The following is a 22,307-nucleotide window of genomic DNA, read 5'->3' on the forward strand; positions in this document are numbered from 1 at the left end:
CACCCGATCCAGACGCTTTGCCACCAGCCCTCCAAGTCGTCGCTGCCGCCAAGGAGGTCTCGCATCCAGACAGTTAGAGCAACAAGGTCAGTCTAAGCTCACTGAGCTGCTTCAGCGAAGATGCCACGAGCATAGAGCCTCCAGCATCAAGAACCGTGCGCTTGCGGCCTCTCTGATGGTGTCTGACTAGGCACACTCCGACACCGCCACACCACATCCGCCTACCGCTGACGCGGGCAGGGATGAGGCGACGCTCTATCCCTGCCGTTTCATCCAGCCTTTCCTGACCCGTCCATTCGGCCCGAACGCCTCTTCCGCTGCCCCGCAGACACGCGCCTCAGGCATGCGGGAGAGAAGACTGCCATAGAAGGACAGGCGTTCGTCAAAAAAGCGGGCGTGGCGTCCACCCTCTTGCCAGTCAGCCGGATGAAGATTGAGCTGTGCAAATCGCGTGCGAGCCTCAGCCGGATCGATCTGCCAGGAGGGGCATTTGGTACCCAGCATTCTGCCGGCCACAGAGTCGTCCAGGGCAGCTTGCTGCGGATCTTGTGTTTGAGCGCCGGCAGAGAAGGGCAGAAGAAGACCAAGGCCAAGGATGAACGCCGCACAGAGGCCTGGAGGCAAGACTGCCGGGCAGTCGTGCGGTGATATGAGATGAGGTTTGTGGCGGTTTGCCCGCATACCTGCCTCCTCTCCATACGGTTCAGTGTACCACGACCGTGCGGCTTCGGCAGAGAATACCCAAATCCTTGTCTGACCTCGCAACGAGTGCGTAGGATACTGGTCTAAATTTCTAGCATGCCCCGGGAGCCTTCTCCCACACTCTGAGTCAACGATTCAAAGCCACGTGAACTCGTTACTCAACCCCGGAGTCGTGGAGGAGTAGATCCGTAGGTGGAGGCGAGTCGCTCCGCCCGCGCCAGTGGATAGCCACACAACACTCCGCCTTCCGCTGCCAGGGACGCTCATGCTAATTCCGGAACGCTCCGTGCGCGGAGCAGCCTCTCAACAAGGCGGTCTGCGGCTATGCTGCTGAGGCCCCATGCGATTGGTTTGCCCTGAACGTAGACCGTGTAGGTTCCGTCCTGAGTGGTTTTCTTGACGACCTGCATCATGGGATACGCCCCTCTCCAGTGGAATAGGCCGCGCCTGGTCCCAATGATGAACCTAGACGCGGCCCTCGGCCCGTAGTTGCCCCTACGGCAGGCGTTAACCTAAGCTTAACCTTGGCCGGAATGGGGCAGGTTCTCAGAAAAAACATTGGCCTGCCGTGTAACCAAAACGACGCTTGTATGTTGATGCCGCTCCGGCCCGCATTTGCCCCTACGGCCAGGCATTCGAAAGCGCCCCAAGTGGGCGCTTTTTCTTTGTCGCGATGACTGCGTCAAAGCTCCAGAGCGCCCAACCGGCAGCAACCTCCGGCGCGAATTCCGCGACGAGCTTGCTGCTGTTCGTTCCGTTCCTGCGCCAGTTGCAGACGAGGCGCTCGGGCCCGAAGAGGTCCCGCTCATTCTGGATGTGCGAGCCGGTGAGGGCGTCAAATAAGGTGCACAGGACCTGGATAGCGAGCGACAACCGGATCAGATGTGAGAAGCAAAATCCCTTCAACCATCGATTGGGCCACAAGGATCCGATCAAACGGATCCTTGTGAATGGGAGGAAGGGCCTCAACTTCCACCGCGTGTACACTCATGATCGGGAGTTCAGTATAGCCGTTGTCGAGAAGACCCCGCCGCAGAAGCCGCGGATCAACCCGGAAGTCCAGACGATCAAGTCCCCTTTTGATGGCGACCTCCCACAGACTTGCTGGACTGAACAGCAGGTCGTTCTGGAGGTCTTCAAGGAAGGGCCGTGCTGCGGTTGGAAGCCGATCAGGGTCTCCAGCCGCCCAGAGCAGCAGATGAGTGTCCAGCAACACCTTCATCAGGTCTCACCCCCTGAACAGGTGTTCTATTTCCGCGCTGCCGATCTGGTCAAAATCGTCCGGCACGGCGATTTGCCCGGCCAAGAAGCCAAGCCGCCGGCTTTGTCCCGCCGCTGGAGTGTCCAGCGCTGTTACCTTAACGAGCGGTTTGCCAGCCTTGGCGATTACAAACCCTTCCCCGCGAGCCGCCTTTTCGACGAGCCGAGACAAGTGTGTTTTGGCTTCATGGATGTTCACGATCTGCATCATATCTCCTTAAACTTAGTTCAGTTGACTTAGTCTTTAACCGCTGGACTTCAAGTTCGCCTGTGGCACCACGGCGTATCGGAACAGCCCCGGACGTCAATGATCGGGTGGACCTGACACCAAGGCAGCAAGCGGGGCAGCTGTTGAGGGGGAGGAGATTTCTCTCGACCAGGCGAGGCCCAACGCTCCAGTGGTGGGGATGATCGGTAGGCCTCCCGTGGTCGTCCCTGACCTTGGTTTCTTCGGATCCGGCTAGGGTGATCGCTCAGCGTCACATGTCTGAGACATCAAGGCGGCCCGCTGAGCTGCACAGCACAGCAAAAGTCGTTCCCGTGGTCGTTCACCCTGAGCCGGCCCTTCATGGCAGCAAGGGCAGTGATATTCATATCCAGTGCCCTGCGGGGCGAGCCGCCGCAACGTGGCGGCACGATCAAAACTCAAGATCGAGGTCCTTGGCGACCCGTCCCGTGCAGGCCAAGAGCTTTGCGCCGAAGTCGTCATGAAGGCGATCATCGCCGGGGCGTACCCGATGGCGCCGCTGGGCTTCCGTCACGATGCTCGCGTCCATCTCCTCAAGGGTCTTCGCGGCTCCTTTGGGAGGCAAGGATCCATACACGTCCTCCGGCCGAGTCGGAGCAAACAGGGGCACTGCCTTCAGGAGCACGCCATCCGGTGTGTCTTCGACCACCAGACGGGTTCCGGCTGCCAGCTCCGCTGCTGCCGGATCGCCTTGGGGAGGATAACCTGACCTTTGGTGGACACCCGCGTTGTCAGCCGTTCGTTACCCGTCATCTGAAGGCTCCCGCGAGCGAGTAAAACAAAGGTAAGATAAAGCTCGTGTGAAATGGTGCAAGCCTGCGGCTCACTAAGGCCGGTCGAGCAGTTGCTCCGTCAGGAAGGCTGCCACCTGCTCCTGCGGCCTGAACACGACGGCACGTTTGAGTGACGTCATCCGTCTGAAAGCGGCGCTTCGTGCTTTGGATCCGCTTGGCCCTGATGGAGTCCGCGTCGCGGGCCCCGGCTCATCTGTCTGGACCTATCGGGGGCTTCCAAGAGCGTGCTTTGATCCGACGGCCATAGCTCTCGCAACACGGGTGTCCAGTGTGACCGACCGGGGCCGCTGCCTGACGGTCGAGGCGTCCATCCGGTGAATTGGTGTTCAAGCGGCCTGACTGGCGCCATTAGCGGCGCTGAATGCCGTGGACGCTCCAGGCTGCGTTCGCATCTGGCCTTGCGCGCCTGACAGACATTAGTCCGCACTTCGGTCCCAAATGCCACCAGGCGTCGGCGATTGGGCCTCGTGGAGTGATGGTGCTGGCTTCCCGCTTGCCTCTTGATGCGATAGGGTTGAATGAGAATGGAATCCCGCATGAACAGGATGGACTCACTGACAGCGAAGAGACGTGAGACGCGGTACGAGCTTGCGTCCGCAGCCGTTGCTCGGATCCTGCAGGACGCGGGCAACGCGGGGATCGACATAACTTTGGTTGGCTCCCTGGCGAAAGGCGACTTCCGCTCACATTCAGATATCGACCTTCTCGTTCGTGGTCCGGTGACCCCCAAGCGGCGTCTTCTGGCCGAAAGGCTGGTGGCCGACGCCACGCGCGGGTCCAAGATCCCTTACGATCTTATCTTTGAGGACGACCTGACCGAAGATCGCCTTCAGGAGATCCTGCATGACGTCGTTTAGCCTGCCGGTCTTTGCGAGGCTTTCTCCGAAGATCGCGCGAGCTGAGCGCGAGTTGGCACAGATGCGGCAATATTACGAGAGCCATTCGGTTGAGGTGGCAGACGGAGATTGGGGAGCCATGTCGGCAGTCTCGTCGGGCATCCACAACGTCTACAACGGGATCGAGGACGTTCTCCTGAGTGTTGCGAGAGATGTCGATGACGCCGTCCCAACGGGGGCTTCGGCCCATCAGGATGTCCTCGACCAAATGGCGGCGGACGTTGCCGGAATACGTCCGGCGCTGCTCGACCGCGGCCTCTATGAGGCTCTTACAGAACTCAAGGGATTTCGCCATCTCGTGCGCCACCGATACGGCTTCGACCTGAAGCCCGACAAGGTCATCGAAAACCTTAAGCTTCTCCAGAACGTCTTTCCCGCGTTTATCGCCGCAGTGACCGACTTGGAGAGGACGATGAGGGACGGCGACGATCATGATAGCGCCGTGTCTGGCGGACCGGAACGCTAGCGCTAGGCTGGTGGCAGTTGCCACTAAGTGCGGCCTGAACACGAAGGCACGTTTGAGGGACCTCCAGCCGTTTGAGGGCGACGCTTCGTGTCTTTGGATCCGCTTGGTTCTGGCGAGGTCGGCGTCGAGAGTGCCGGGTTCATCTGTCTGAACCCGAATCCAGTTTAGGCGAATGGAACAATCTTGCGACCTGAGGTGATCTCACGGGTTAGGTCGAGATTGGCTCCCACGAGGGGGGATACTCGCAACGCAGCCAGGATGCCTCCCTGTTCCAGCGGTTCGCCTATGAGACTGCAGCGGGGTTCGGCTCGAAGCCGTGCCGCCTCGCCGTCGTTGCGAGCCAGACGTTGGGCGATCTGGCGAATGACATTCCGGTCTGAAGCAAACCCCAGCACCTCGAAGCGAGTCAGGCGCTGTTGGCAGCGACGCTGCGAATATTTCTGCATGGTTTGCTTTCGGGTAGAATTGGCCATCTCTGATCTCCGCCGTGTTGCTTGAAACATACCCTGATCCCGGCGGGGCGAGCCTTGACAGGGCTGCTTAACGATACATCGTAAACAGTCTTTTACGGGGAGTCGTTGTGACCAGAGTATCAGGGGCGAGGGCCCGCCAAGCAAGAACTCAGAGCAACCGATCTGTGCCTCGGTCTGAGCCAGCAACCGTGGCCTACCTCGGCATGCAGGCGTGCTTGATCCCGGCTGACCCGGAGTGCGAGCGTGAGGTTGCCCGTCTCCTCGTCCGTTACAACTGCGTGCGTCAGGACTGGGGCCGTCTGACCCAGGAGACGCCTCAGATGCTCGGCTGACACCGGCCCGGGTGTGCTGGAGCAAAACTGGAACACGCTCCAGACCAGGCTGCACAGGTGGAAGATGCTAGGGTCTGTGGCGAGGGCGTAACAGCACAGAGGGGTTGTCACCGCGACACGATGGTAGATATTATGCCTGTTATATATGGCAAAGGATCAGAGTTATGGCCGTGACAGCCCGATCAGCGAAGGCGCCTGGCACACGCGGTTCTCGGCGCAAAGCCGCTCGCAGTGCGACTGCGGGACCGGTTCTCGGGGACGACAGGTTCCAGCTTCGGTCCCTCTATGATGCCCATGGTCGTTTGGCTCCCGAGCGAGTGGCTCAGGCTTTGCGCATGTCCAAGAGCCAGTTGGCGGAGACCATCGGCGTCAATCGAGAGGCTCTCTACAAGCCTGAGCGGGCGCAGGCGCCCAAAACGCAGACGCGCGTTCGCGAGATGGTCGAGATTGTGGAGCGGGTGAAAGACTGGGCCGGCGGCCAGGATCAGGCCATGGCCTGGTATCGGGCGCAGCCGATCCCGGCTTTCGGCGGTCGAACGGCTGAGGCTCTCGTGAAGGACGGCAAAGCCGGAGCCCTGCGGGACTACCTTGATCATCTCGCTATGGGCGGCTTTGCTTGAGGTTCCAGGGCGTGTGCTACCGGGCGCATGATCCCCGGTGGTCGTTTACGCCCACATCTGGGGCCGGCGCCGCAATCCATGGCGGACGGTTCAACCCCAAAGGGGTCGAGGCCTTGTATTTGGCTCTGACGCTGGAGGGCGCCTTTCTGGAGATCAACCAAGGCTTTTTGCTCAAATTCACGCCCTGCACCCTGTGCAGCTACGATGTCGATTGTGATGATCTGGCGGACTTGCGAACCCCAGAGGGGCGTTACTTGCACACCGTTGATTTCGCTGACACGGCTTGCGCCTGGTTTGGCCTCGCGGCCGCCGGCATCATACCACCCTCGTGGCAGATGGCGCGGCGTCTTATGGACGAAGGCTTCGCCGGCGCCCTCGTGCCGTCGTTTGCTGTCGGCGCCAGGGCAGACTGGGCCAACCTCGTCCTGTGGGACTGGGGCGATACGCTGCCTCACCGTGTCACTGTGTATGATCCCAACCACCAGCTTCCGCACAATCAGCGCTCTTGGGTCTAGAGGCCGCGGAATGAGTTGAGCCATGGCTATTGATGGGCCCAGTGGCAGCGCTGAGCGGTTGTGCCACCGGAGCGGTGTTTGCCTCATCGAGATCGCGCACGCCAGGCTTGGCGTCTCTGACCTTTTCCGGTTCTCCGACTAAGCCGCATCAATCGCCCGCGCCACGGCCTTGGGGTCCGTTTCGATCACCTTTAGGTAGGCGAGGGCCACCGTGTTCGGCATGAACCGGCCCTGCTCCCAATCCTTCAGGCGAGCGAGATTGATCTGAAACCGTTCTGCGAACTTGGCCTGGCTCAGCCCCGTGCGCTCACGAGCCCGGCGCACGGCACGGGCGGCCGCGGCGCGCGCCAGTTCCGCATCGGAGGCGGGCGGGTTGTCGTGGTCCTCGCGCGCATTACGCTCGATCTCCTCCTCCGTCATCGCTTCGAGGCGCGCGCGCTGTGCCGGGGTAAGACGAGGTGGGTTGGACCGGAGATCCTCAAGGGTCTTGCGGATGATAGCCATAGCTCGTGATCTCCTTGGCATTGGATCGGCGCGCTGAGATGAGGCGGCAGACGGAGCCGCGCCGGGTATAGACCACCCTGTAGAGCGTGCCGCCGATGAGCCCAATAGCCTTGCGGCGTTCCTCGCCGTCGGCTGCGCGGGCGGTGTCGGGATGGAGCCGATTGCCGTCCAAGAATACAGCTGCCGCATAATCAAAGTGGACACGGTGCTTAGCTTCATTGGCGGAAGCCTTGGCACCGTCCCGTGTCAAATTCGGCTGGCGTATTCACATGATAATCGTACGGGTATCCCGTATAGTGTTAATGGGTATGCGAGAGTCAATGGATCTGCCGTAGAAGGAAGCTACTCTAAGCCCGTTCTGTGCGAGCTAGTTTCAATGCCGCCGCAGCCCAAGCACAGCCTGGCGCCGGTTTCCCAGACGGCGACAGGCGAGCGCAACCGTCGCGGGTCAGCCGCAAGCCGATCCACAAGCCTGTCGGCCTCCGCCTCTCTGGCGATGACATCGATGAGAGCCGACGCATCCGCAAGGATGGTCACAGGCCGTCCGAAAGGTCGTCGAAGAAGTCCTTATCGGTGGTTTTGCTTGTTGGGGGCGGGAGGGGATGGGCAGCCCGCAGCGCTTGCACTCGGGCTCGGAGCGGGACGGCCGATTGAACTCTGTCCAGCTCGGCCTGAACAGCGAGGCGCACAACGTCTTGCTTGGTCAGATCGGGAAGCTTAGCAGGTTGGGTAACGAGATCAGCTGTCGCATCATCCTTGATGGTGAGGGGCATCGCGGTCTCGCGCTGAGTATTCGAATATCCACCGATAAAGATCCAAATATGCTTGCGACGCAAGTGCAGCCGTAGCTGCCGTTCCGTCGTCTCCAGGATGCCGGAAAAGGTCGGCAGTCTCGCCTGGGGTGAGCTTGCCTCAATGAATGGGGCTTCGTCAGGCTGCTGATGATTGCATAGCCAGGCGGTACCGGGTTGCACTACCGTCAAGCTGTGTATGATCGAGGGGGGAGGTCAACGGTCTCGAACAGGCGGGAGGAGCGATTACTCCTAGCCCGCGTTGGCCCTGAACCGCTCCGCGTTCCCGACGGTGGCGCTGGCCTTCATCAATGCATCCTAGCTTCCCGGGAGATCGCCAGCGTCGAGCATCTTCTTGAAGACCGCGTAGGCATCCGGCTTCGAGCCATAGGCCCGGTTGGTGCGATCATCGTTGACCCACGCGAGGACGATTGCCTTCTTGTCCTCCGAATATCGAAAGAAGAGCCGGAATTGCTGGAGAAATTTCGCGCTGAACCAGTGCTTGTTCTCCGTCCCGCGTGTCGATCCCTGCCGGAAAATCTTCGTTCGTCGGGGCGGCAGGGATGACCTCGAACGCCATCTTGAGGAGGGCCGCGTAAAGCTTGGTCGGCGTCTTCGTCTTCCAAGTTTGGGGATGCTTCTGCCGGGCCGCTTGATAGGCCTTGAGCTGTGCGAGGAAGAGCGGTTGGGCGTAGATGCTCCACCTGAGGAAGACAATGGCTGGTTCCCTCGCTCGTCATCACCCGTCAGGGGGCGTTGAGGTCGATGTCTAGGTTAGAAAGCTCGTGATAATCGTCGAGGAAGGATTGCGGAACGGGCCGGATGGCGTCCTTGCCACGCGCCTTCAGGTCCTGTTCCAAGAAACCGAGGAACTTGGAGATCACCGGATCCGTGTAAACCTCATTTTCATCCTTCCGGTCGATTTCAACCCTCCCATCCGGCATCCCGCGGAAGACGACCCGGCCGGTCTTCTTGACGGCCAGCATCTTCCTGATATGGGCGGGAACCGTGGTCTGGCCACGCTCCGTGATGGTGGCTTCGATCTTGAATACGGAAGGCTTGGCTATCTAGACCTCTTCGGGTCCCACGTTCTCACAGGGGCAATACATTTGCATTGCAAATGGGAATGTAAGTGCATTGTAGATCAAGGGTAATCGGGGATTCGGCGCGGTTGCCGTTCACCTCACTTCGGGGTTGAAGGACCCGGGGCCCGACGTGACGTGGATCAGATGAGCCAATGCGTCCCACCTCGTCCCCATATCGATTGACTGCTCCCTCTTCACTCCCTATGTGACTACAGTAGTCACATAGGGAGATCGATATGGCCGAAGTGCAGATACGGCAGGCGAAATCCGAGTTTTCAGGCCTTGTGGATAAGGCGGTCGAGGGGGAGCCGCAGATCATTACCCGACACGGCCACAGGGTGGCGGTCCTCGTCTCCTGGGATGAATGGGAGCGCCTTTCAAATGTGCCATCCTTCGCCAAGCTCCTGTTGGGCGCCCCAATCGAAGAGAGTGACATTCCCGAGCGCACTCGAAGCCCGCACGACCGCCAAGTGGAGTTCTGACGCGTGTTCCTGCTCGATACCAACATCATATCGACGTTTGCCCCGACCAAGCGGCAGGACGAACAGACCAGCGTGTTTCGGGAGGCGCTGGAGCGGCACACGGACGCTCTCTACCTTTCCGTCGTGACGGCGGCCGAAATTCATGACGGAATCACCAAGCTCTTTAGGGAGGGGGCGTCCCGCAAGGCCAGCGATCTCTCGGACTGGTGGACAGCGGTTTGCCACCTCTACGGCGACCGAATCCTGCCGTTCGATCTCAAGGCAGCGCATGTCGCCGGGATGCTGCTGGACCGCGCCCGGGCCCAGGGGCATGCACCCGGCTTTGCAGACGTGGCGATTGCCGCAACCGCCATGAGCCGTGATCTTATTATCATCACCAGCAACATGAAGCACTTCCGGCCCCTGACCTCCCTGGTGAGGGAGCCTATGGAATTCATCTCTCCCGACCGCGCCGATCAGGCCGTGAGCGCCGAGCGAGACAGCGAGTAGCGCCGCGCGGCACATCGGGGAGCAGGAGGGATAAGGGACAGAACGCTCTCGCCAAGCGATGAGCACCCACCCTCATGGGCTCTGCGGGTTGGCGACCGCAAGCGCCCGGATGACCTCGGCTGAGCCCCGCCCCCGTGCTCTCTGGCGGTGGCCCGTCGAGGCCTCCAAAACCGGACGGGACTATCGCTGCTGGCCTGTTATGCGGAGGTCCTGCCGCTGGCGATCTCGCGCAACATGGCCTGACGGATCCGCTCCATGGTGGAGCGCGAGGCCCAGCGCCCGGATCTATTCAGCTCCTCCGGAGGCTCGCGATGAGGCTTCAGGAGCAACCCGGAGCAAGGGCGAGCGAGGAACACGAGAGGCGGCCATGGGGCAGGGAGACCGATGTGGCGGGAGCGCAGGCAGTGGACAGCCCCTGATGCGGCACCATGCCTGCATCAGGTTGCCTCCGCTTTCACTGTGCTGCTCGGTCACCCTCCACGTGTCTTGGCGGTCTGCTCGCGCCCTGAGCTGTTTGGAAAGCGCAATCAGGTTTCGTAGGGCGGGAGAGGCGGTCGAGGCACCGGCGGACGACGAGGGAAGGCGGTCAGGGCAGGGGCTGGTTGGCAGTCAACCGGTAGCAGGCTGAGGTGAAGCCAATCGAGGTCTGCCAGTCGATCCACTTGACAAAGCATAATTAACGTTATATTGTTATCTTGTCGCAATCGCAGGCAGCAGCACTCATGCCGAATGACAATGGAATCGCAACCCTCATGAACCCAGCAGGCCGACTATCCGCGCAAGCGCTCCTCGCCCGGGACTGCGGGTGGCCTCGAGCCCTTTCCGCCCCGCCTTGTCATCTTTTACGCAGGAGACCGACCCATGAGCAAAGCACCGCAAACGCCCGGCCCGAACAGCCACCCGTTGGGTGACGGCGCGGGAGAGCAGGATCCGCCAGCAACCGTAGCCTCTCTCGGCGTGCAGGCCCGGTTGGTTCCGATCGACCCGGCGCGGGACCACGAGCTTGCCAGTCTGATCGCCCGCTGTGACGCAGTGTTTCGGGAGTGGGAGCGCCTGGTGCGTCAGGCGGTGCACCTGCTCGGAAATGATCCCGCTGCAGGCTCAGGGCGGAGGCACTTTGAGCCTGACAGCGAGCAGCCGTGAGCCGGTGATGCCGTTTGTTGCGACCGAGGACGTCAGCACCACAGCACGGCGCAAGCTCAGCCCCCGGCGTCGTCTGCAGGTGTGGGAGAGCACCGGCGGGGTGTGCGTGCTGTGCACACGCCGGATCGATGGGGTGCGCGAGCGCTGGATCGCGGAGCACATTCGCGCGTTGGAGCTCGGGGGTGTGGATGACCTTTCTAACATCGGACCGGCGCACGAGGCGTGCGCTGTCACCAAGACCCGGGAGGATCACCGGCGCGCAGCGCACGCCAAGCGGCAGAAGATCCAGCACATCGGTGCGGAGGCCTCCAAACGGCCGCTGCCGTTTGGCAAGGGCAGCCGGTGGAAGCGGACCTTGTCCGGCAAGATCGTGCCGCGCGAGTAAGACAGGGAGGGGCTCCACGCCCGGGGGGTGACGGCTTGGTGGCAGGGCTGATCACGGTCGCTCAAATGACAGCCGATCCTAAGGGCCGGCTTGCGGTCTGCCGCCAATGGCTCAGATATCCATTATCCAGAACGTGTATCATGAAGGGTCTGATGCAAGTCGCAAAATGGGGCAATTCCCTTGCGGTTCGTCTCCCAGCTGCGGTCGTTGAGGCCATGGGGCTCAAGGAAGGCGACGATATCGAAATCATGGTCGCGGGAGCCCGGGTTTTCGAGGTCTCGAAGAAGCCTGAGGTGGCCGAGGTGCTGGCCCGGTTACGCAAGTATCGCGGCCGCCTTCCCGAAGGGTTCAAGTTCGACCGGTCCGAGGCCAATGAACGCTAAACCCTTCCTCGACACCAATCTCCTACTCTACCTGCTCTCCGGAGATGTGACTAAGGCCAACCGGGTTGAGGCTCTTGTCGCGCAGGGCGGCACGATCAGCGTCCAGGTACTTAACGAGGCCGTGACTGTCATGACGACAAAACTCAAGATGGGCTTGGACGAGGTGTACGACGTCCTTGCTTGGGGCGGATGGCTCGAAACGGCCGCTGCTAAATGGAAGGGGAGTCGGTGGAAGCCGGCTCCGTCCGGGACGATCGTGCCGCGCGAGTAGGTCGGCGCGACCTTGCCCGCTAGGTGGGCGACAGGGATTTGCCGTAGGCATCGAGCAGGGCCGCAATCTCGTGCAGCAGTCCCGTCAGCGGCTTCGTCGACTGGATGGCGAACGTCATGTCAGGACGCTCGAGGAACGCCAGGCAGAGTTCGTTCGAGTCGTGCCGTGACTGATAGGCGATCCCGTCCGGTTGGTTCGGGTGATCCCAGAGAGCGTCTGACCACAGGCCGCAGGGTTCGTAGGGACCAGTGGAGATCGCATTGTCCGTACCGACCGCCTGCAGGCCAGCGCCATAAAGCTTAACGACGCGCAGGTCACGGCGGCAGACCAGCTCCGTTGCGGCGCGGTCCATGAACTCTGAAGTGGCGACCATCAGGCGCTGGGGGTTGCGCAACAGCGTTTCCGCCACCGCGCCGGCGCGGCTCAGGCCAACATACAGCACGCCGAACCGGCCGGTCGCGCTGTCGAAGCGATGGGTTGGCGGGATGCCAGGGCCGGGGCCAAAGAACAGGGGTCCAAGCGAGGTTCGGTGGATCCGGTGCAGGACAGTGCCGGCTGGCAGGACGTCGATCGGGAGGCGCGTGCGGCGGAGCCAGGCCGGCGGGGGCGCGGCTCCTGTCGGTCCACGGGGACCGGAAGGGCCTGAGGGGCTCACGCGAAGCCGTCGCCTTGGGCTCCCCGGACCAGACGCAGCACCGCATCGCGATCGCCGGCTTTGAGCGCCTCCAGCGGTGTCCGGCCCGCCAGGACCGTATCCGGAGCGAGGAGGAAGTCCAACGCCACCCAGGGGCTCGCCGAACTGAGCCCGCGCACCACGTCCGGCAGGCCGGGCACCACCTCGCCGTCGGCAAACTGGCAGGCCGGATAGCGCCAGTCGCTCGCCTCGCGCACAGCGAGCAGGGTGCCGACGCGCCGCCGCTTGTCGACGGCCTGGCGCGTGATCCCCAAGATTCGGCCAGCCGCGTCGGCCGACAGCACACCACCGGCCAAGCTCATAAGGGTCTGGCGGTGCTCGACGTTGCGGGCCAGGGCCGGCGCGAGCGGGTCAAGCGCGGTGACGGCCGAGCCCACCACCTCGGAGCGGCTCAGGAGTTGGGCGAGCGAGCCGACATCGGTGGGCGCGGCGAGGGCGTCCGTCAGGGTCTTCGCTGGGACGCTGCCGGCGATCCGCTCGAGCGCGGACAGGGCCCGGCGCAGGAACGCCGCCTGGACCGAGTCGGGCTCGGCGTGGACGTTCAGCATAAAGCCCGATGAAGCGGGTTTGCGGGCCATGGCAGTTTTCTTGGTTGTCATCGTTGAAAAATAGGATCATGAAAGACGATGTCAACCAGAGGCGTGGGGTCAAGTCCTGGCGGTGTGCGACATGCAGGCTGGGAGCGGCTCAGACGTTGGGCGCGCGATGTCCCTCGATCTGACGTCGTGCCGGATGGGTTCGGTTCATTGCTGCTCGCGTCCGATGCATTCCGCGGTTGATCCGGTCCGCTCCAGCTGCTGAGGGGACCTGTCGGAACCCTCCGGTTGAGAGTGCGGGAAACCGGTTCGAGCCGCGCCGACAAGGCACTCTGTACTGATGCGGGAGAGGCGGGCCAGCCTTCATGGTGGGCACAGATGGATGCGATTGTCTTGGTTGGACAGCACGGGCTATCCGGATTGGGCAAGGGCTTCGGTGAAGGATCGGATTGCCGCTTTCCGGCGTGGCAGGGCGCGGCGCTCATAACGGTGTGCACGCACGAGATGCTGGAGGAGGTCGGCAGTTTCGCTTGGATCAGCGCACACGGATGCAACCGGTGTCCTCAGGTTGCTGATGATTGGATATCCGGAAACAACCAGGGCACTGCTGTCAAGCTCTGGCAGCAGGCTTTCATTGGCCTCTCTGGGGGACTACATTGTTCAGCATGAATTCTCGGATCCATAGCCCTGCACCTTGGGGAGACCTGCGTCTCGACCCCGCGGTCGAGATCGCGGCGGTGCGCTTGGCCGAGGCAACAGACGCCGAGGCCATCATTCTGTTTGGCAGCAGGGCTCGCGGCGACAACGATGATGACAGTGACTGGGATCTTTGCGTGATCTTACCGGACACCGTCGAGTGGGGGCGCTTTACCCCGGTCACCCTTTGGCCGCTGGTGTCTGACCTTGGAATCCCAATCCAGGTTGTGCCGATCCGGCGGTCAGTGTTCGAGGCGAAGAAGACCGGGATCAACAATCTCAGCCACGATATTGCAAGAGATGGCGTGGTCATCCATGGTCGGCTTGACCAAGCAGCCGCGCCATGAGTGCGGCCTCGGCAGCTGCGTGGCTGGAGACGGCGGCAAACGACCTCGACGCCGTCCGACGGTCCCTCATGCCATTACCCGATCAGAATCTTGAGATGGCGGCCTACCATACCCAACAAGCAGCTGAGAAAGGCGTGAAGGCCCTGTTGACCCATCTTGGGATCGCATATCCCAGAGGGCGGCAGGGCCATGACATTGCCCTTGCGGCAGCCGGAATTCCAGCGTCACACCGGCTGGCTGGAGACGCGCTAGCACTAGGGGCGCTCACGCCGTGGGCAACCGCATGGCGTTACCCGGCGGATGACCCAGCGACCGCCGCTCTATTGCCCAGAGCTGCGGACATCGAGCAATGGGCCGAGAAGGTTGAGGCCTTTTTGAACGCTGTCACAGTGGAATTGGCTGCTTAGGGAGCACGGCACGCCGGAAGCTGACGCCCCACCGGGGATCTTCGCAGGGCTGGGCACGTCAAGCGCAAGAAGATCCGGCACCTTGGGGCAGATGGCTCGAAACGGCCGCTGCCGATTGGGAAGGGGAGTTGTTAGAGGTGGACCTTGTCGGGCAAGATCGTGCCGCGGGAGTAAGAGGGAGGAGGACTCGCGCGGGCCAGATGCCGTACTAGACAGGCCTTTAGATCGCACGGGCGATGTCGGTTTTGGTGAAGTCATCCCCTTTGAACAAGAGCTTGGCCCCGTTGCTCCTGGCGCAGGCGTAGGCAAAGCAGTCTCCCATGTTGAGCTTGGCCGGGTGGCGCCCCTTGCCATAGTGAGCATAGGCATCCAATGCGATTTGATGCTCTGACTGCCCGATGGAAACCCACTCCAACGCAAGAACATCAAGGAAACGTTGAGCGTGATCGCGCGCGACTGGAATGGAGAATGTGTGGCTATGGCACAGCCCAGCAATCGTCTCCCAAACGGAAATTGCAGAGCACAGCCGCCGTTGTTCGGTCTCGAGCCGATCCACCAGTATGTTGGCATCCGGCTCCCCAGCGATGATTGCGATGAAGGCGGACGCATCGACGAAGATCATCACAGCCCTCCAGACAAATCATCGAAGAAATCCTTGTCGGCCCTTTGGCCTGTTGCAGGCGGGAGAGGGTGGGTTGCCCGAAGCGCTTCCACGCGTACGCGAAGCGGGATAGATGCTTGGGCTCGGTCCAATTCGGCCTGAACTGCGAGCCGGACGGCATCTTGTTTGGTCAGACCTCGAAGCTTCGCAAGCTGGGCGACCAGATTGGCAGTGGCATCATCCTTGATATAGAGCGGCATCGGGAGGTCCTGCAGAATATTCGAATATCTAAAATAATATATCCGAATATTCGCCTTGAGACAACGCTGGTTCAAACGGCTCTGACGCCCGATGCACCTGCCTGAGAGGCTGGTTGATCACGGCCGAAGGCAGCCCGTCTCGTGGGATGGGTGGAACTACATTCTTCGGCCCGTTTCGGTTAACACCGAGGATGCTGTCAGATGCTCATCGACTTCGTCTTCATGTAGTCGAAGTCCTTGATCGCGCGGTCGCGGCGGGACCGCGCCCGGCGCTCATACCGTTCGAGTCGTTCCAGCTGACGGAGAAGATCGTTCCAGGTCATCTTGGGGCGCTGGGTGAGCCTTCTCCAGCGCCATGAAAACCACCGCAACGCCGCCGAGCCGTTTCGCGACGCTCTCGCACACCCTCAGTTTGCGTCTCTTCTCCTTGCTGCTCTCCTGTTGCGCCAAGGCTTGGAACTCCTTGCGAACGGTCTTGAAGCCCCGGACCAGGTCCCCAGTCTCGACCGCTTTGGGCTGGCTGGTGCTCGCATCCCACGCACGCAGCAGCTCAAGGCGGGCGCGCCGCGCTCGCTGCACCTTGATGGCCGCTTCCGCCACCTTCCGCGCCCGCACCATCACCACCGAGTCGTGCTGGGCTTCACCCACGAGCGCGCGAGCGAGGTGATCGATGTCATGTTGAAGCGCCGGGTGTGCCGAGGCGGGCACGGCCAGACCGTGCTTGAGGGCGTTGAGCCTCGCCCGCAGCCGACCGTCCTTGGTGCGGGGGCCGGTGCTGCGCCGGGCGTTGGCGCGATTGGCCCGGATTCTCTGGGGTGACGGCATCGCTCGTTACCACTGGTTCGGCCCGGCGCCGGCGCGCCAGGAGACGGTCGTGACCTCCTCAGTGCTACGTTGCTGTCGGGCTTTGACTTCCCGCCGGAGCTCTATTTCGAGGAGGATTCGATTGCGCCGAGCCTCGGCGCTGGCGATCATGCGATCGATGCGCTCAATGTCACCCAGACATTCCGAAAGGGCGAGCGCCATAACCGAGTTCACGTCAAGGCCGCGCTCGGCCAACAGCCGGTTGAAGGTCTCGACCGCTGCTGGTTCCCCCTGCAGCCAAGCATTGGTGTAGGCGCTGGTCAGAGGCTCTGCAGACTGCAGATGGGGTCCGTCGGTTTGTGCGATCAGCCGATCGAGTGCTTTCTTGCGAGCGGTCATGAGCAGGCTGGCCTTCAGGCGCTTTCCGCGCTCCGCGTCCCAGGTCAGGTCGGCGATGTCTTTGACCCACACGTCTTCGACCACATCAGTCGGAGCCACCGCCTTGGTTGCCTTCGACAGGAGTAGATCATAGTTGGCTTCGCTCTCCCCAAGAATGAGCGGGCGGTGGGCAAACAACGGTCCGAGGTCGCGGGGAAGGACGTGGACATCGGTGGGCTGCACCGGAGGACGCTGGTCTTGCGCGGGCGAGGGAGGTTTTGGGCGTTTGGTCATCGTAAAGAACCTATCAAAGCCCTGAACCTCCGAGGGCGAAGGTCAGGCGGAGGGAGATCGCCTCAGCGGATCGGGGCGATCAGATCTCTTTTCGTTCTCATTTGGGCTTTGATCCTGGCAAGGCCTGTGAGCGGCATCATAAGGAGTATCAAGAGAGGCAATGGAGGATTGCACAAAGGGTGCGGGTTAATCCGGCGGGTCAGGAGCCCCGGCCAAGCTTGGGCGGCTGGCGATCGACGCTCAGGGAGCCCCTTCTGTAGAATCATTTCGCGAAGGATGCTCAAGCCCTCGCATGTGCGCTTCCCAACCAAGGACTCTCTGGATGAGGTGAGGGGCTCCAGCCTGCTACGCAGTCCTGAACCGGACCCTCGAGAGCAGCAACAACCCCAAGGAGCGGGAGATCCTGGCCCGAGACCAGCTCAAGGCTGGCCAGACGAGCTTCACCCGCCAGCAGGAATCGCTGGGCTTAATGATCTTCACGGACGCACTGCAACAATAAGGTCTGTGTGCCGAATGAAGCTGCCGATCATTTCAGGTCAGCGTTGCAGGCGACAATACTCGCGAAGTTCCAGGCGATCTCCGTCTGACCGTCGCAAGAAGGGAAGACAAGTGACCTAACGCTGCCTTGCAATAAGACCGTTAAAAGTCCATATTCAGTCATATCCAATCATTGAGGACAGCGATGCGCTACTCATCTCAAGTCAAGCCGATCAGCTATCTGAAAGCCAACGCCGCCGAGGTTTTGACCAACCTAGCCGAACGGCGGGAGCCGCTGGTCATCACACAGAACGGTGAAGCCAAAGCAGTCTTGCAGGACGTTGCCTCGTTTGAGGAAACTCAGGAAACACTGGCCCTTCTGAAAATCTTGGCTCTGGGCAATCAGGATGTGGCCGCAGGCAAGACCAAGTGTGCAGCAGAGATCGTCGCTCGCTTGCGTGCCAAACGGCCAACCGCCTGATGGCAAATTCGCCCGCTGAGTTCCAAGTCCTGCTCACCGAGGGGGCTGAGCAGGACTTGGAGTCAATCTATGACTACGTCGCAGAATTCGACTGCGTGGCTAATGCCAACCACGTTTTGGATCAGGTGATGGGGATCGTGGAGAGTTTGTCACATTTTCCGGAACGCGGCAGTTATCCGAACGAACTGGTCGCGTTGGGCATCAAAGAGTACCGGCAGGCCTTGTTCAAACCGTACCGTGCGATCTACCGCATAACAGGACAACAGGTTATCATCTACCTGATCGCCGATGGCCGACGCGACATGCAGTCGGTATTGGCGCGGAGGCTGCTCGGAGCCTGACCGCAGGGACGCGCGATCAATGGCGGTGACATGCTCGTCGCTCTGCTTGCTTGCCTGTTCCAAGGCGATGCGCAGTTTGGTCAGTTTGGCCCGCTTCTTCGCTTCTTCAACTGTCCCTGCCATCCGATGCTGCACCTTCTTCGCGACGATCATAGGGTCACGCAGTCTGGTGCGCCCGGGAGCTGGTGGGCGACGAGCCCTTCGCCGTCATCCTCCCCGACATGCTCAGCCGCGGCTCCATGGCGCCGATGATCGCCGCCCCTGATCGGCACGGCGGCGGCTCGAAGCTCGACTTCCTCATGGCCAATGTGGTCTACGCCCTAGATCGCGAGGCGCTGCTGCACCAGAGGCGAATAGGCTCTTGAGCCTTCTTCCGAGTCCGGAGCCAAAGCTACGGCAGCCAGGCACCTCACCTCACACCAGACCGGCGTCCCGCAGCCGGCTGTGTGGAGGGGCTCTCCTCCTGCCCACCTGTGGGCGAGGATGATGGTCGTGCGCTTCACTGCTGGGACGCCTGAGAGCTCACGATCTTGCGGCCGACCCCACCCCAGTCCAGCGGATGATTGACCGCTGCTTCCGCACGTCCCACAGGCGGTGATAAGCTCACGTGTTGCGGTACCGGAAAGGCTTCAGGCATGTCAGAGTTGGCGTCAGAGCCATGGGATGAGATCGAGCGGCAGTATACCGATGGAGCTCGTCTCAACGTCCTTGTCAGTCGGTTCAACGTCTCGCGCGACCGGATCAGACGCCGCGCCAACAAGTTCGGTTGGGCTCGCAATGGTGCCGACGATGGCGACGCCGCACAGGGGCAGAGGTTGGACGGGCGCTCAGGTTCCTTAAACGTGCTCTCGGCTGGAGACGCCTTGATCCATGATCAATGCACGTCTTTTGTCGAACGGCACAGGGCCGCCTGGGCCGAGGTTTATGGGCTGCGTGATGATGCCCATCGTATTCTTAAAGGTGAACAGCCGAAGAGCATCCCAGATGTCGCCGTGACGGATGCCCAGGCGCGTCTGTCGCTGGCGGTGAAAGTCATGGCGCTGTTCGAGAAGGAAGTCCGCGCTCTGACGGTTGCCCAGGAGGGGGAACGGCGGGCCTATGGGTTGGGCACGAAACCGCATCAGGAGGCAAGTGCCGAGGGCGAGGCGCACATCCGTCAGAGATGTGAGGTGATCGATTCGATCCTCAGCACGATCCACCGCGCTCGGTTTGAGCCAGCTGACATCCCTGATGGTGTCGAGCCAGCACCGTAAAAATGCCATCAAGGCCATTGGTGCGGCACCAGTTGCCGCAGGCGGCGTGATAGAACTGCTCCACTTGTGTATACGAGGTGCCTCTATCTCGTTCAGTCGCTGGCCCGTCTGAAGAGGAGTATCCGCAGAGTAGTTCTTCCCGTTATAAGCGTCAGTGGCCGCTTCCTGCCTGCTTCTGTTATGGCGGGAGAGGGCTCGGCCCCGATTACGGCCAAGCTTACGGAGATGAGCCTGTTGGAGGCGTGCAGGCTTACTGGTGTTTGACAACGCGCGCCGGCCGAGCCGTGGAAACCCGTCCAGCCATTGCTCCGCAGCTCTGCTGAAGCTGGTTTAGGCGTATGCGGCTCCTGGAGATCGCAGGCGCGAGCTCGGGCCTGACCGCATGAGGGCCCGTGCTGCGCTGAGCATTGCGCTGGTTGGCAGTGATCGTCTCGGGTGACGGGATGATCCCAGGGGGGCAGGCACTAGCTCGTTCAGAACCGTGATAACGTGACCATCAGCTGCCGTGCGCAGCCAGAGCGCAAAGAGGGTTAGTAAAGGGGGTTCACGGTGGCGATAATCGGGATGGTGCCCATCGGAATTCTGTGTGAGCCCGTCTTGAACGTTCAGCCTCGCAGCTATCCGATGGCGACTCTGGTCAACGCCGCGCTGGCTAGCACCAACTTTACCTCTACACTTTATGCGCATAAACTATAGGCATGCAGAGACTTCTGGAGGTATCATAATGCCCAAACGAATGAATTCGGAAGCCAGCATGCGGCGCCCCACAAATGTTACTCTTCCCGACGAGCTTGTGGCGGAAGCAAAAGCTCTGCAGGTCAATGTCTCCCAAGCTTGCGAGAGTGGATTGGCTCGTGCGGTGGCGGAAGTCCGTCGCGCCCGCTGGCTCGCGGAAAATACGCAAGCCATCGAGGATCACAACGCGAGGATCGAGCGCGATGGCCTGATACTGGACGAGTTCAGGCAGTTTTAATGGCACAGTTCGACATTTACGCTGGTATTGGCCGCACAAAGAGCTACGTGGTTGACTTGCAGGCGGGCCTCTTGGAGCGCCTGACCCTCCGCGTCGTCGCGCCAATGGTCCTCAGCAGCACGGCCCCGGTGATCTCCGGGCTGACGCCGCTGGTCCAGTTCCAGGACCGCGACTACATCCTGCTGACCTATCAGTTGGCAGCCGTTCCGGCCCGGGAGTTGCAACACCCTGTCGGGTCCCTCTCGATCCACCAGGATGCGATCAAGCGGGCTCTCGATATCCTGTTCCTCGGTTTCTAGTGCCAGAGATGCATCGTGCTCGGTTTGAACCAGCTGACGCGCCCTGATGGCACAGAGCTGGCACCGTAAGGATCGACCGCCTGAGGTGCGAGCGCATACTTGCGGGGAGGGAGGTTGAGCCGTCCTAGCAATCGTATCACCTGAGCCTCAAGAAGGGCAGCCTGCCTGTTGCAGCATAGGTCGCTCTATCTCAGCCCCTATGCCGCTTGGCCTTGTCCTGCTATGAAGCCGAGACAGCGACGTTCTTCCTTTGCAGGTGTCTCGGTGGATCGTCTGAAAGCGGTTTAGCCGGTTTTTCTTCAGAAATCCTTATGATCTCCCGTCTTATTTGTAATTCTGTCGCATTTCGCTTGAAAAGCGACTTGGCCTCCGGTTCTCACAATCACAAGCAAAGACATAAAACAGAATGCTATGCGCGGGCTCACCCCTTTGATCAGAAAACATTACATGACGCTCACGGTGTTCTCCCGATGGGCTGCCTGGCTCCTGGTTTGCGCCGTTGTGGTTTTCACCCTATCCCCGATCGAACTCCGACCGGTTACGGCAGCGCCTACGAACTGGGAGCGGTTTGCCGCTTTCACTACGATGGGAGCTCTGTTCTGCCTGGGCTATCCGCAGCATCGGTTGCGCGTTGTTTGGCTGGTGATCGGGATGGCTGGGCTGCTTGAGGTGCTCCAGCACCTCGTCCCAAGCCGGCATGGCCGGCTTCCGGATGGGATCGTCAAAGCGGTTGGTGCACTCCTCGGGGCAGGGCTTGTGGTGGTGGCTGAGCGCGCCTTTGAGCGGTGTGGGGTAGATTTCAGGCTCCTTCGTAGTTCTCGTGCCACCTCCTCCTGAAAAGGGCGAGCCGCTCCGCGGCATACTGATGTAGCCCCCGGACGGGCTCCCTCTCTGGGCAAAACAAAGCACATGCAAAATAGATCAGGCGAAATGGTTCACACGGGGCCGCGGCCCCAAGCCGTGACTGGGCTGTCGGACGGTTTGGACAAGGAGGCTCGGGGATGATCCGCTGGTGGCGCACACATTGTTCATTGTTGAGGACAGGTACCCTCATAAACCGGGCAAGGCTTTACGGTCGCCCGGAAGCGCACACCCCGCGAGGCCATTCTGCAGGCCCTGAAGAACATCAGCCTCCGGCGGCACAAGATCGCGGGCGTCGCCTTCAACATGATCGACGAGAAGAGCATGATGTCGTACGGCCGCTATGGTTATTACGGCAGCAAGTACTACGGCCATTACTACAACGCGGGAACGGAGAACGACGCCGCGTTATCCAAGCAAACTTCCGGACTGGCTCCTTCGCCGAGGCATGAAGTGAGGTCCGCCTGGGCCGGGGAGGCTGTGCAGGCTCCCCGGCCCAGGCGGGGCGGATAAACGTCTCTTCAAGGTGAGCGTCCCGGCCCGGGCGGTGGCGAGCGTCGTACGGCCGCAGGAGCCCGATAGAACTGCGGTTCCGGCTGCAGCCGTTGCCTTGGATTGTCATGGCCGCCTGGCCATGCACCCCGGGATCCAGCACAAGGGGTCAGGTCCAAAGAAGCGATAACAAAGCTGCCCCAGCAGGCCTTCAGCAGCCCGGGCTACGGTATTCTGGTCGTCGCCCTTGGGGCGCGCTCGTGAACCCCTGAACA

The 22,307-nt window shown here is 61.3% G+C and carries 33 protein-coding genes and 2 pseudogenes; 20 read left to right on the forward strand and 15 right to left on the reverse strand.

The window, feature by feature from the left end; translation table 11 throughout:
- Positions 1–1,537 precede the first annotated feature (1,537 nt).
- The 3 genes and pseudogenes from JKG68_RS19945 to JKG68_RS19955 all read right to left on the reverse strand — a co-directional run.
- Entirely contained in the window at positions 1,538–1,924 is a 387-nt protein-coding gene (locus tag JKG68_RS19945; RefSeq protein WP_202063031.1) for a type II toxin-antitoxin system VapC family toxin, read from the reverse strand.
- Between the two features lie 6 nt (positions 1,925–1,930).
- Positions 1,931–2,170, reverse strand: coding sequence for a type II toxin-antitoxin system Phd/YefM family antitoxin (locus JKG68_RS19950; RefSeq protein ID WP_202063130.1), 240 nt, complete (start codon positions 2,168–2,170; stop codon positions 1,931–1,933).
- Positions 2,171–2,699: 529 nt separating this feature from the next.
- Positions 2,700–2,962: pseudogene (locus tag JKG68_RS19955) on the reverse strand (AbrB/MazE/SpoVT family DNA-binding domain-containing protein); the annotation flags it as partial.
- Between the two features lie 577 nt (positions 2,963–3,539).
- Here JKG68_RS19955 and JKG68_RS19960 point away from each other — a divergent pair.
- Positions 3,540–3,860, forward strand: coding sequence for a nucleotidyltransferase domain-containing protein (locus tag JKG68_RS19960; protein ID WP_202063033.1), 321 nt, complete (start codon positions 3,540–3,542; stop codon positions 3,858–3,860).
- Positions 3,847–4,365, forward strand: a complete 519-nt coding sequence (locus JKG68_RS19965) for a ribonuclease toxin HepT-like protein (protein WP_246515632.1) — start codon at positions 3,847–3,849, stop codon at positions 4,363–4,365. Before JKG68_RS19960 ends, JKG68_RS19965 begins: the two co-directional genes overlap by 14 nt.
- 164 nt (positions 4,366–4,529) lie before the next feature.
- Here the strand turns inward: JKG68_RS19965 and JKG68_RS19970 are convergent, their stop codons facing one another.
- Positions 4,530–4,838 (reverse strand): hypothetical protein, encoded by a 309-nt coding sequence (locus JKG68_RS19970; protein WP_202063035.1) that lies wholly within the window; start codon positions 4,836–4,838, stop codon positions 4,530–4,532.
- Between the two features lie 188 nt (positions 4,839–5,026).
- Here JKG68_RS19970 and JKG68_RS19975 point away from each other — a divergent pair, with 188 nt between their 5' ends.
- The 3 genes from JKG68_RS19975 to JKG68_RS19985 all read left to right on the forward strand — a co-directional run bounded on the left by JKG68_RS19975 (position 5,027) and on the right by JKG68_RS19985 (position 6,305).
- The gene (locus JKG68_RS19975) at positions 5,027–5,170 is read left to right on the forward strand and encodes a hypothetical protein (RefSeq protein ID WP_202063037.1); all 144 of its coding nucleotides are present in this window, start codon (positions 5,027–5,029) and stop codon (positions 5,168–5,170) included.
- A gap of 164 nt (positions 5,171–5,334) precedes the next feature.
- On the forward strand, positions 5,335–5,790 hold the full coding sequence (locus JKG68_RS34755) for an antitoxin Xre/MbcA/ParS toxin-binding domain-containing protein (protein ID WP_202063039.1): 456 nt from the start codon (positions 5,335–5,337) through the stop codon (positions 5,788–5,790).
- Complete coding sequence (locus tag JKG68_RS19985; protein ID WP_202063041.1) at positions 5,787–6,305, forward strand: RES family NAD+ phosphorylase; 519 nt, start codon at positions 5,787–5,789, stop codon at positions 6,303–6,305. The genes JKG68_RS34755 and JKG68_RS19985 overlap by 4 nt, the downstream gene beginning before the upstream one ends.
- 138 nt (positions 6,306–6,443) lie before the next feature.
- Here JKG68_RS19985 and JKG68_RS19990 read toward each other — a convergent pair whose 3' ends face one another.
- The 5 genes from JKG68_RS19990 to JKG68_RS20010 all read right to left on the reverse strand — a co-directional run bounded on the left by JKG68_RS19990 (position 6,444) and on the right by JKG68_RS20010 (position 8,667).
- Complete coding sequence (locus JKG68_RS19990) at positions 6,444–6,809, reverse strand: helix-turn-helix domain-containing protein (protein ID WP_246515635.1); 366 nt, start codon at positions 6,807–6,809, stop codon at positions 6,444–6,446.
- Positions 6,784–7,059 carry a BrnT family toxin gene (locus tag JKG68_RS19995; RefSeq protein ID WP_202063043.1) on the reverse strand — a complete coding sequence of 92 codons (276 nt, stop codon included), beginning with the start codon at positions 7,057–7,059 and terminating at the stop codon, positions 6,784–6,786. Before JKG68_RS19995 ends, JKG68_RS19990 begins: the two co-directional genes overlap by 26 nt.
- Before the next feature lie 283 nt (positions 7,060–7,342).
- A complete protein-coding gene (locus JKG68_RS33550; protein ID WP_312890891.1) occupies positions 7,343–7,783 on the reverse strand; it encodes a type II toxin-antitoxin system VapB family antitoxin in 441 nt (146 codons plus the stop codon).
- 135 nt (positions 7,784–7,918) lie between these two features.
- The gene (locus tag JKG68_RS20005) at positions 7,919–8,317 is read right to left on the reverse strand and encodes a type II toxin-antitoxin system YhaV family toxin (protein ID WP_312890888.1); all 399 of its coding nucleotides are present in this window, start codon (positions 8,315–8,317) and stop codon (positions 7,919–7,921) included.
- Between the two features lie 29 nt (positions 8,318–8,346).
- A complete protein-coding gene (locus tag JKG68_RS20010) occupies positions 8,347–8,667 on the reverse strand; it encodes a type II toxin-antitoxin system PrlF family antitoxin (protein ID WP_202063138.1) in 321 nt (106 codons plus the stop codon).
- A 254-nt stretch (positions 8,668–8,921) separates the two neighbouring features.
- On the opposite strand from JKG68_RS20010, the gene JKG68_RS20015 reads away from it, so the two are divergent.
- The 6 genes from JKG68_RS20015 (at position 8,922) to JKG68_RS20040 (ending at position 11,838) form a co-directional block, all read left to right on the forward strand.
- Positions 8,922–9,167 (forward strand): type II toxin-antitoxin system Phd/YefM family antitoxin, encoded by a 246-nt coding sequence (locus JKG68_RS20015; protein WP_202063045.1) that lies wholly within the window; start codon positions 8,922–8,924, stop codon positions 9,165–9,167.
- A gap of 3 nt (positions 9,168–9,170) precedes the next feature.
- Complete coding sequence (locus tag JKG68_RS20020; protein WP_202063047.1) at positions 9,171–9,656, forward strand: PIN domain-containing protein; 486 nt, start codon at positions 9,171–9,173, stop codon at positions 9,654–9,656.
- Positions 9,657–10,517: 861 nt separating this feature from the next.
- Entirely contained in the window at positions 10,518–10,799 is a 282-nt protein-coding gene (locus tag JKG68_RS20025; protein ID WP_202063049.1) for a hypothetical protein, read from the forward strand.
- The gene (locus JKG68_RS20030) at positions 10,774–11,184 is read left to right on the forward strand and encodes an HNH endonuclease (RefSeq protein WP_210346394.1); all 411 of its coding nucleotides are present in this window, start codon (positions 10,774–10,776) and stop codon (positions 11,182–11,184) included. The genes JKG68_RS20025 and JKG68_RS20030 overlap by 26 nt, the downstream gene beginning before the upstream one ends.
- Before the next feature lie 152 nt (positions 11,185–11,336).
- Complete coding sequence (locus JKG68_RS20035; protein ID WP_202063053.1) at positions 11,337–11,567, forward strand: AbrB/MazE/SpoVT family DNA-binding domain-containing protein; 231 nt, start codon at positions 11,337–11,339, stop codon at positions 11,565–11,567.
- On the forward strand, positions 11,557–11,838 hold the full coding sequence (locus JKG68_RS20040; RefSeq protein WP_202063055.1) for a PIN domain-containing protein: 282 nt from the start codon (positions 11,557–11,559) through the stop codon (positions 11,836–11,838). Before JKG68_RS20035 ends, JKG68_RS20040 begins: the two co-directional genes overlap by 11 nt.
- 19 nt (positions 11,839–11,857) lie before the next feature.
- Here JKG68_RS20040 and JKG68_RS20045 read toward each other — a convergent pair whose 3' ends face one another.
- Positions 11,858–12,493 carry an RES family NAD+ phosphorylase gene (locus JKG68_RS20045; protein WP_202063057.1) on the reverse strand — a complete coding sequence of 212 codons (636 nt, stop codon included), beginning with the start codon at positions 12,491–12,493 and terminating at the stop codon, positions 11,858–11,860.
- Positions 12,490–13,110, reverse strand: coding sequence for a DNA-binding protein (locus JKG68_RS20050; protein ID WP_202063059.1), 621 nt, complete (start codon positions 13,108–13,110; stop codon positions 12,490–12,492). Before JKG68_RS20050 ends, JKG68_RS20045 begins: the two co-directional genes overlap by 4 nt.
- Positions 13,111–13,733: 623 nt before the next feature.
- Between JKG68_RS20050 and JKG68_RS20055 the strand changes: the two genes are divergently transcribed.
- Both JKG68_RS20055 and JKG68_RS34760 read left to right on the forward strand, forming a co-directional pair.
- Positions 13,734–14,111 carry a nucleotidyltransferase domain-containing protein gene (locus tag JKG68_RS20055; protein WP_202063061.1) on the forward strand — a complete coding sequence of 126 codons (378 nt, stop codon included), beginning with the start codon at positions 13,734–13,736 and terminating at the stop codon, positions 14,109–14,111.
- Entirely contained in the window at positions 14,108–14,518 is a 411-nt protein-coding gene (locus JKG68_RS34760) for a HEPN domain-containing protein (RefSeq protein ID WP_202063063.1), read from the forward strand. Before JKG68_RS20055 ends, JKG68_RS34760 begins: the two co-directional genes overlap by 4 nt.
- A 220-nt stretch (positions 14,519–14,738) precedes the next feature.
- On the opposite strand, the gene JKG68_RS20065 is transcribed toward JKG68_RS34760, so the two are convergent.
- The 4 genes from JKG68_RS20065 to JKG68_RS20080 form a co-directional block, all read right to left on the reverse strand.
- Entirely contained in the window at positions 14,739–15,140 is a 402-nt protein-coding gene (locus tag JKG68_RS20065) for a type II toxin-antitoxin system VapC family toxin (protein WP_210346395.1), read from the reverse strand.
- A complete protein-coding gene (locus tag JKG68_RS20070) occupies positions 15,140–15,379 on the reverse strand; it encodes a type II toxin-antitoxin system VapB family antitoxin (protein WP_202063067.1) in 240 nt (79 codons plus the stop codon). Before JKG68_RS20070 ends, JKG68_RS20065 begins: the two co-directional genes overlap by 1 nt.
- Before the next feature lie 273 nt (positions 15,380–15,652).
- Complete coding sequence (locus JKG68_RS20075) at positions 15,653–16,204, reverse strand: hypothetical protein (protein WP_202063069.1); 552 nt, start codon at positions 16,202–16,204, stop codon at positions 15,653–15,655.
- 6 nt (positions 16,205–16,210) lie between these two features.
- Positions 16,211–16,804 carry a hypothetical protein gene (locus tag JKG68_RS20080; RefSeq protein ID WP_202063071.1) on the reverse strand — a complete coding sequence of 198 codons (594 nt, stop codon included), beginning with the start codon at positions 16,802–16,804 and terminating at the stop codon, positions 16,211–16,213.
- A 733-nt stretch (positions 16,805–17,537) separates the two neighbouring features.
- On the opposite strand from JKG68_RS20080, the gene JKG68_RS20085 reads away from it, so the two are divergent.
- The 7 genes and pseudogenes from JKG68_RS20085 to JKG68_RS34285 all read left to right on the forward strand — a co-directional run bounded on the left by JKG68_RS20085 (position 17,538) and on the right by JKG68_RS34285 (position 21,516).
- Entirely contained in the window at positions 17,538–17,813 is a 276-nt protein-coding gene (locus JKG68_RS20085) for a type II toxin-antitoxin system Phd/YefM family antitoxin (protein WP_202063073.1), read from the forward strand.
- Positions 17,813–18,154 (forward strand): type II toxin-antitoxin system RelE/ParE family toxin, encoded by a 342-nt coding sequence (locus tag JKG68_RS20090; protein ID WP_202063075.1) that lies wholly within the window; start codon positions 17,813–17,815, stop codon positions 18,152–18,154. Before JKG68_RS20085 ends, JKG68_RS20090 begins: the two co-directional genes overlap by 1 nt.
- Positions 18,155–18,309: 155 nt before the next feature.
- Positions 18,310–18,432: pseudogene (locus JKG68_RS20095) on the forward strand (UTP--glucose-1-phosphate uridylyltransferase); the annotation flags it as partial.
- A gap of 585 nt (positions 18,433–19,017) precedes the next feature.
- A complete protein-coding gene (locus JKG68_RS20100) occupies positions 19,018–19,407 on the forward strand; it encodes a hypothetical protein (RefSeq protein ID WP_202063077.1) in 390 nt (129 codons plus the stop codon).
- A gap of 754 nt (positions 19,408–20,161) precedes the next feature.
- Positions 20,162–20,380 carry a type II toxin-antitoxin system CcdA family antitoxin gene (locus JKG68_RS20105; RefSeq protein ID WP_202063079.1) on the forward strand — a complete coding sequence of 73 codons (219 nt, stop codon included), beginning with the start codon at positions 20,162–20,164 and terminating at the stop codon, positions 20,378–20,380.
- Positions 20,380–20,679 (forward strand): CcdB family protein, encoded by a 300-nt coding sequence (locus JKG68_RS20110; protein ID WP_202063080.1) that lies wholly within the window; start codon positions 20,380–20,382, stop codon positions 20,677–20,679. Before JKG68_RS20105 ends, JKG68_RS20110 begins: the two co-directional genes overlap by 1 nt.
- A 447-nt stretch (positions 20,680–21,126) precedes the next feature.
- Complete coding sequence (locus tag JKG68_RS34285) at positions 21,127–21,516, forward strand: VanZ family protein (protein ID WP_202063082.1); 390 nt, start codon at positions 21,127–21,129, stop codon at positions 21,514–21,516.
- Positions 21,517–22,307: the final 791 nt, after the last annotated feature.

It is taken from the genome of Microvirga aerilata (assembly GCF_016743775.1).
GTDB lineage: Bacteria > Pseudomonadota > Alphaproteobacteria > Rhizobiales > Beijerinckiaceae > Microvirga > Microvirga aerilata.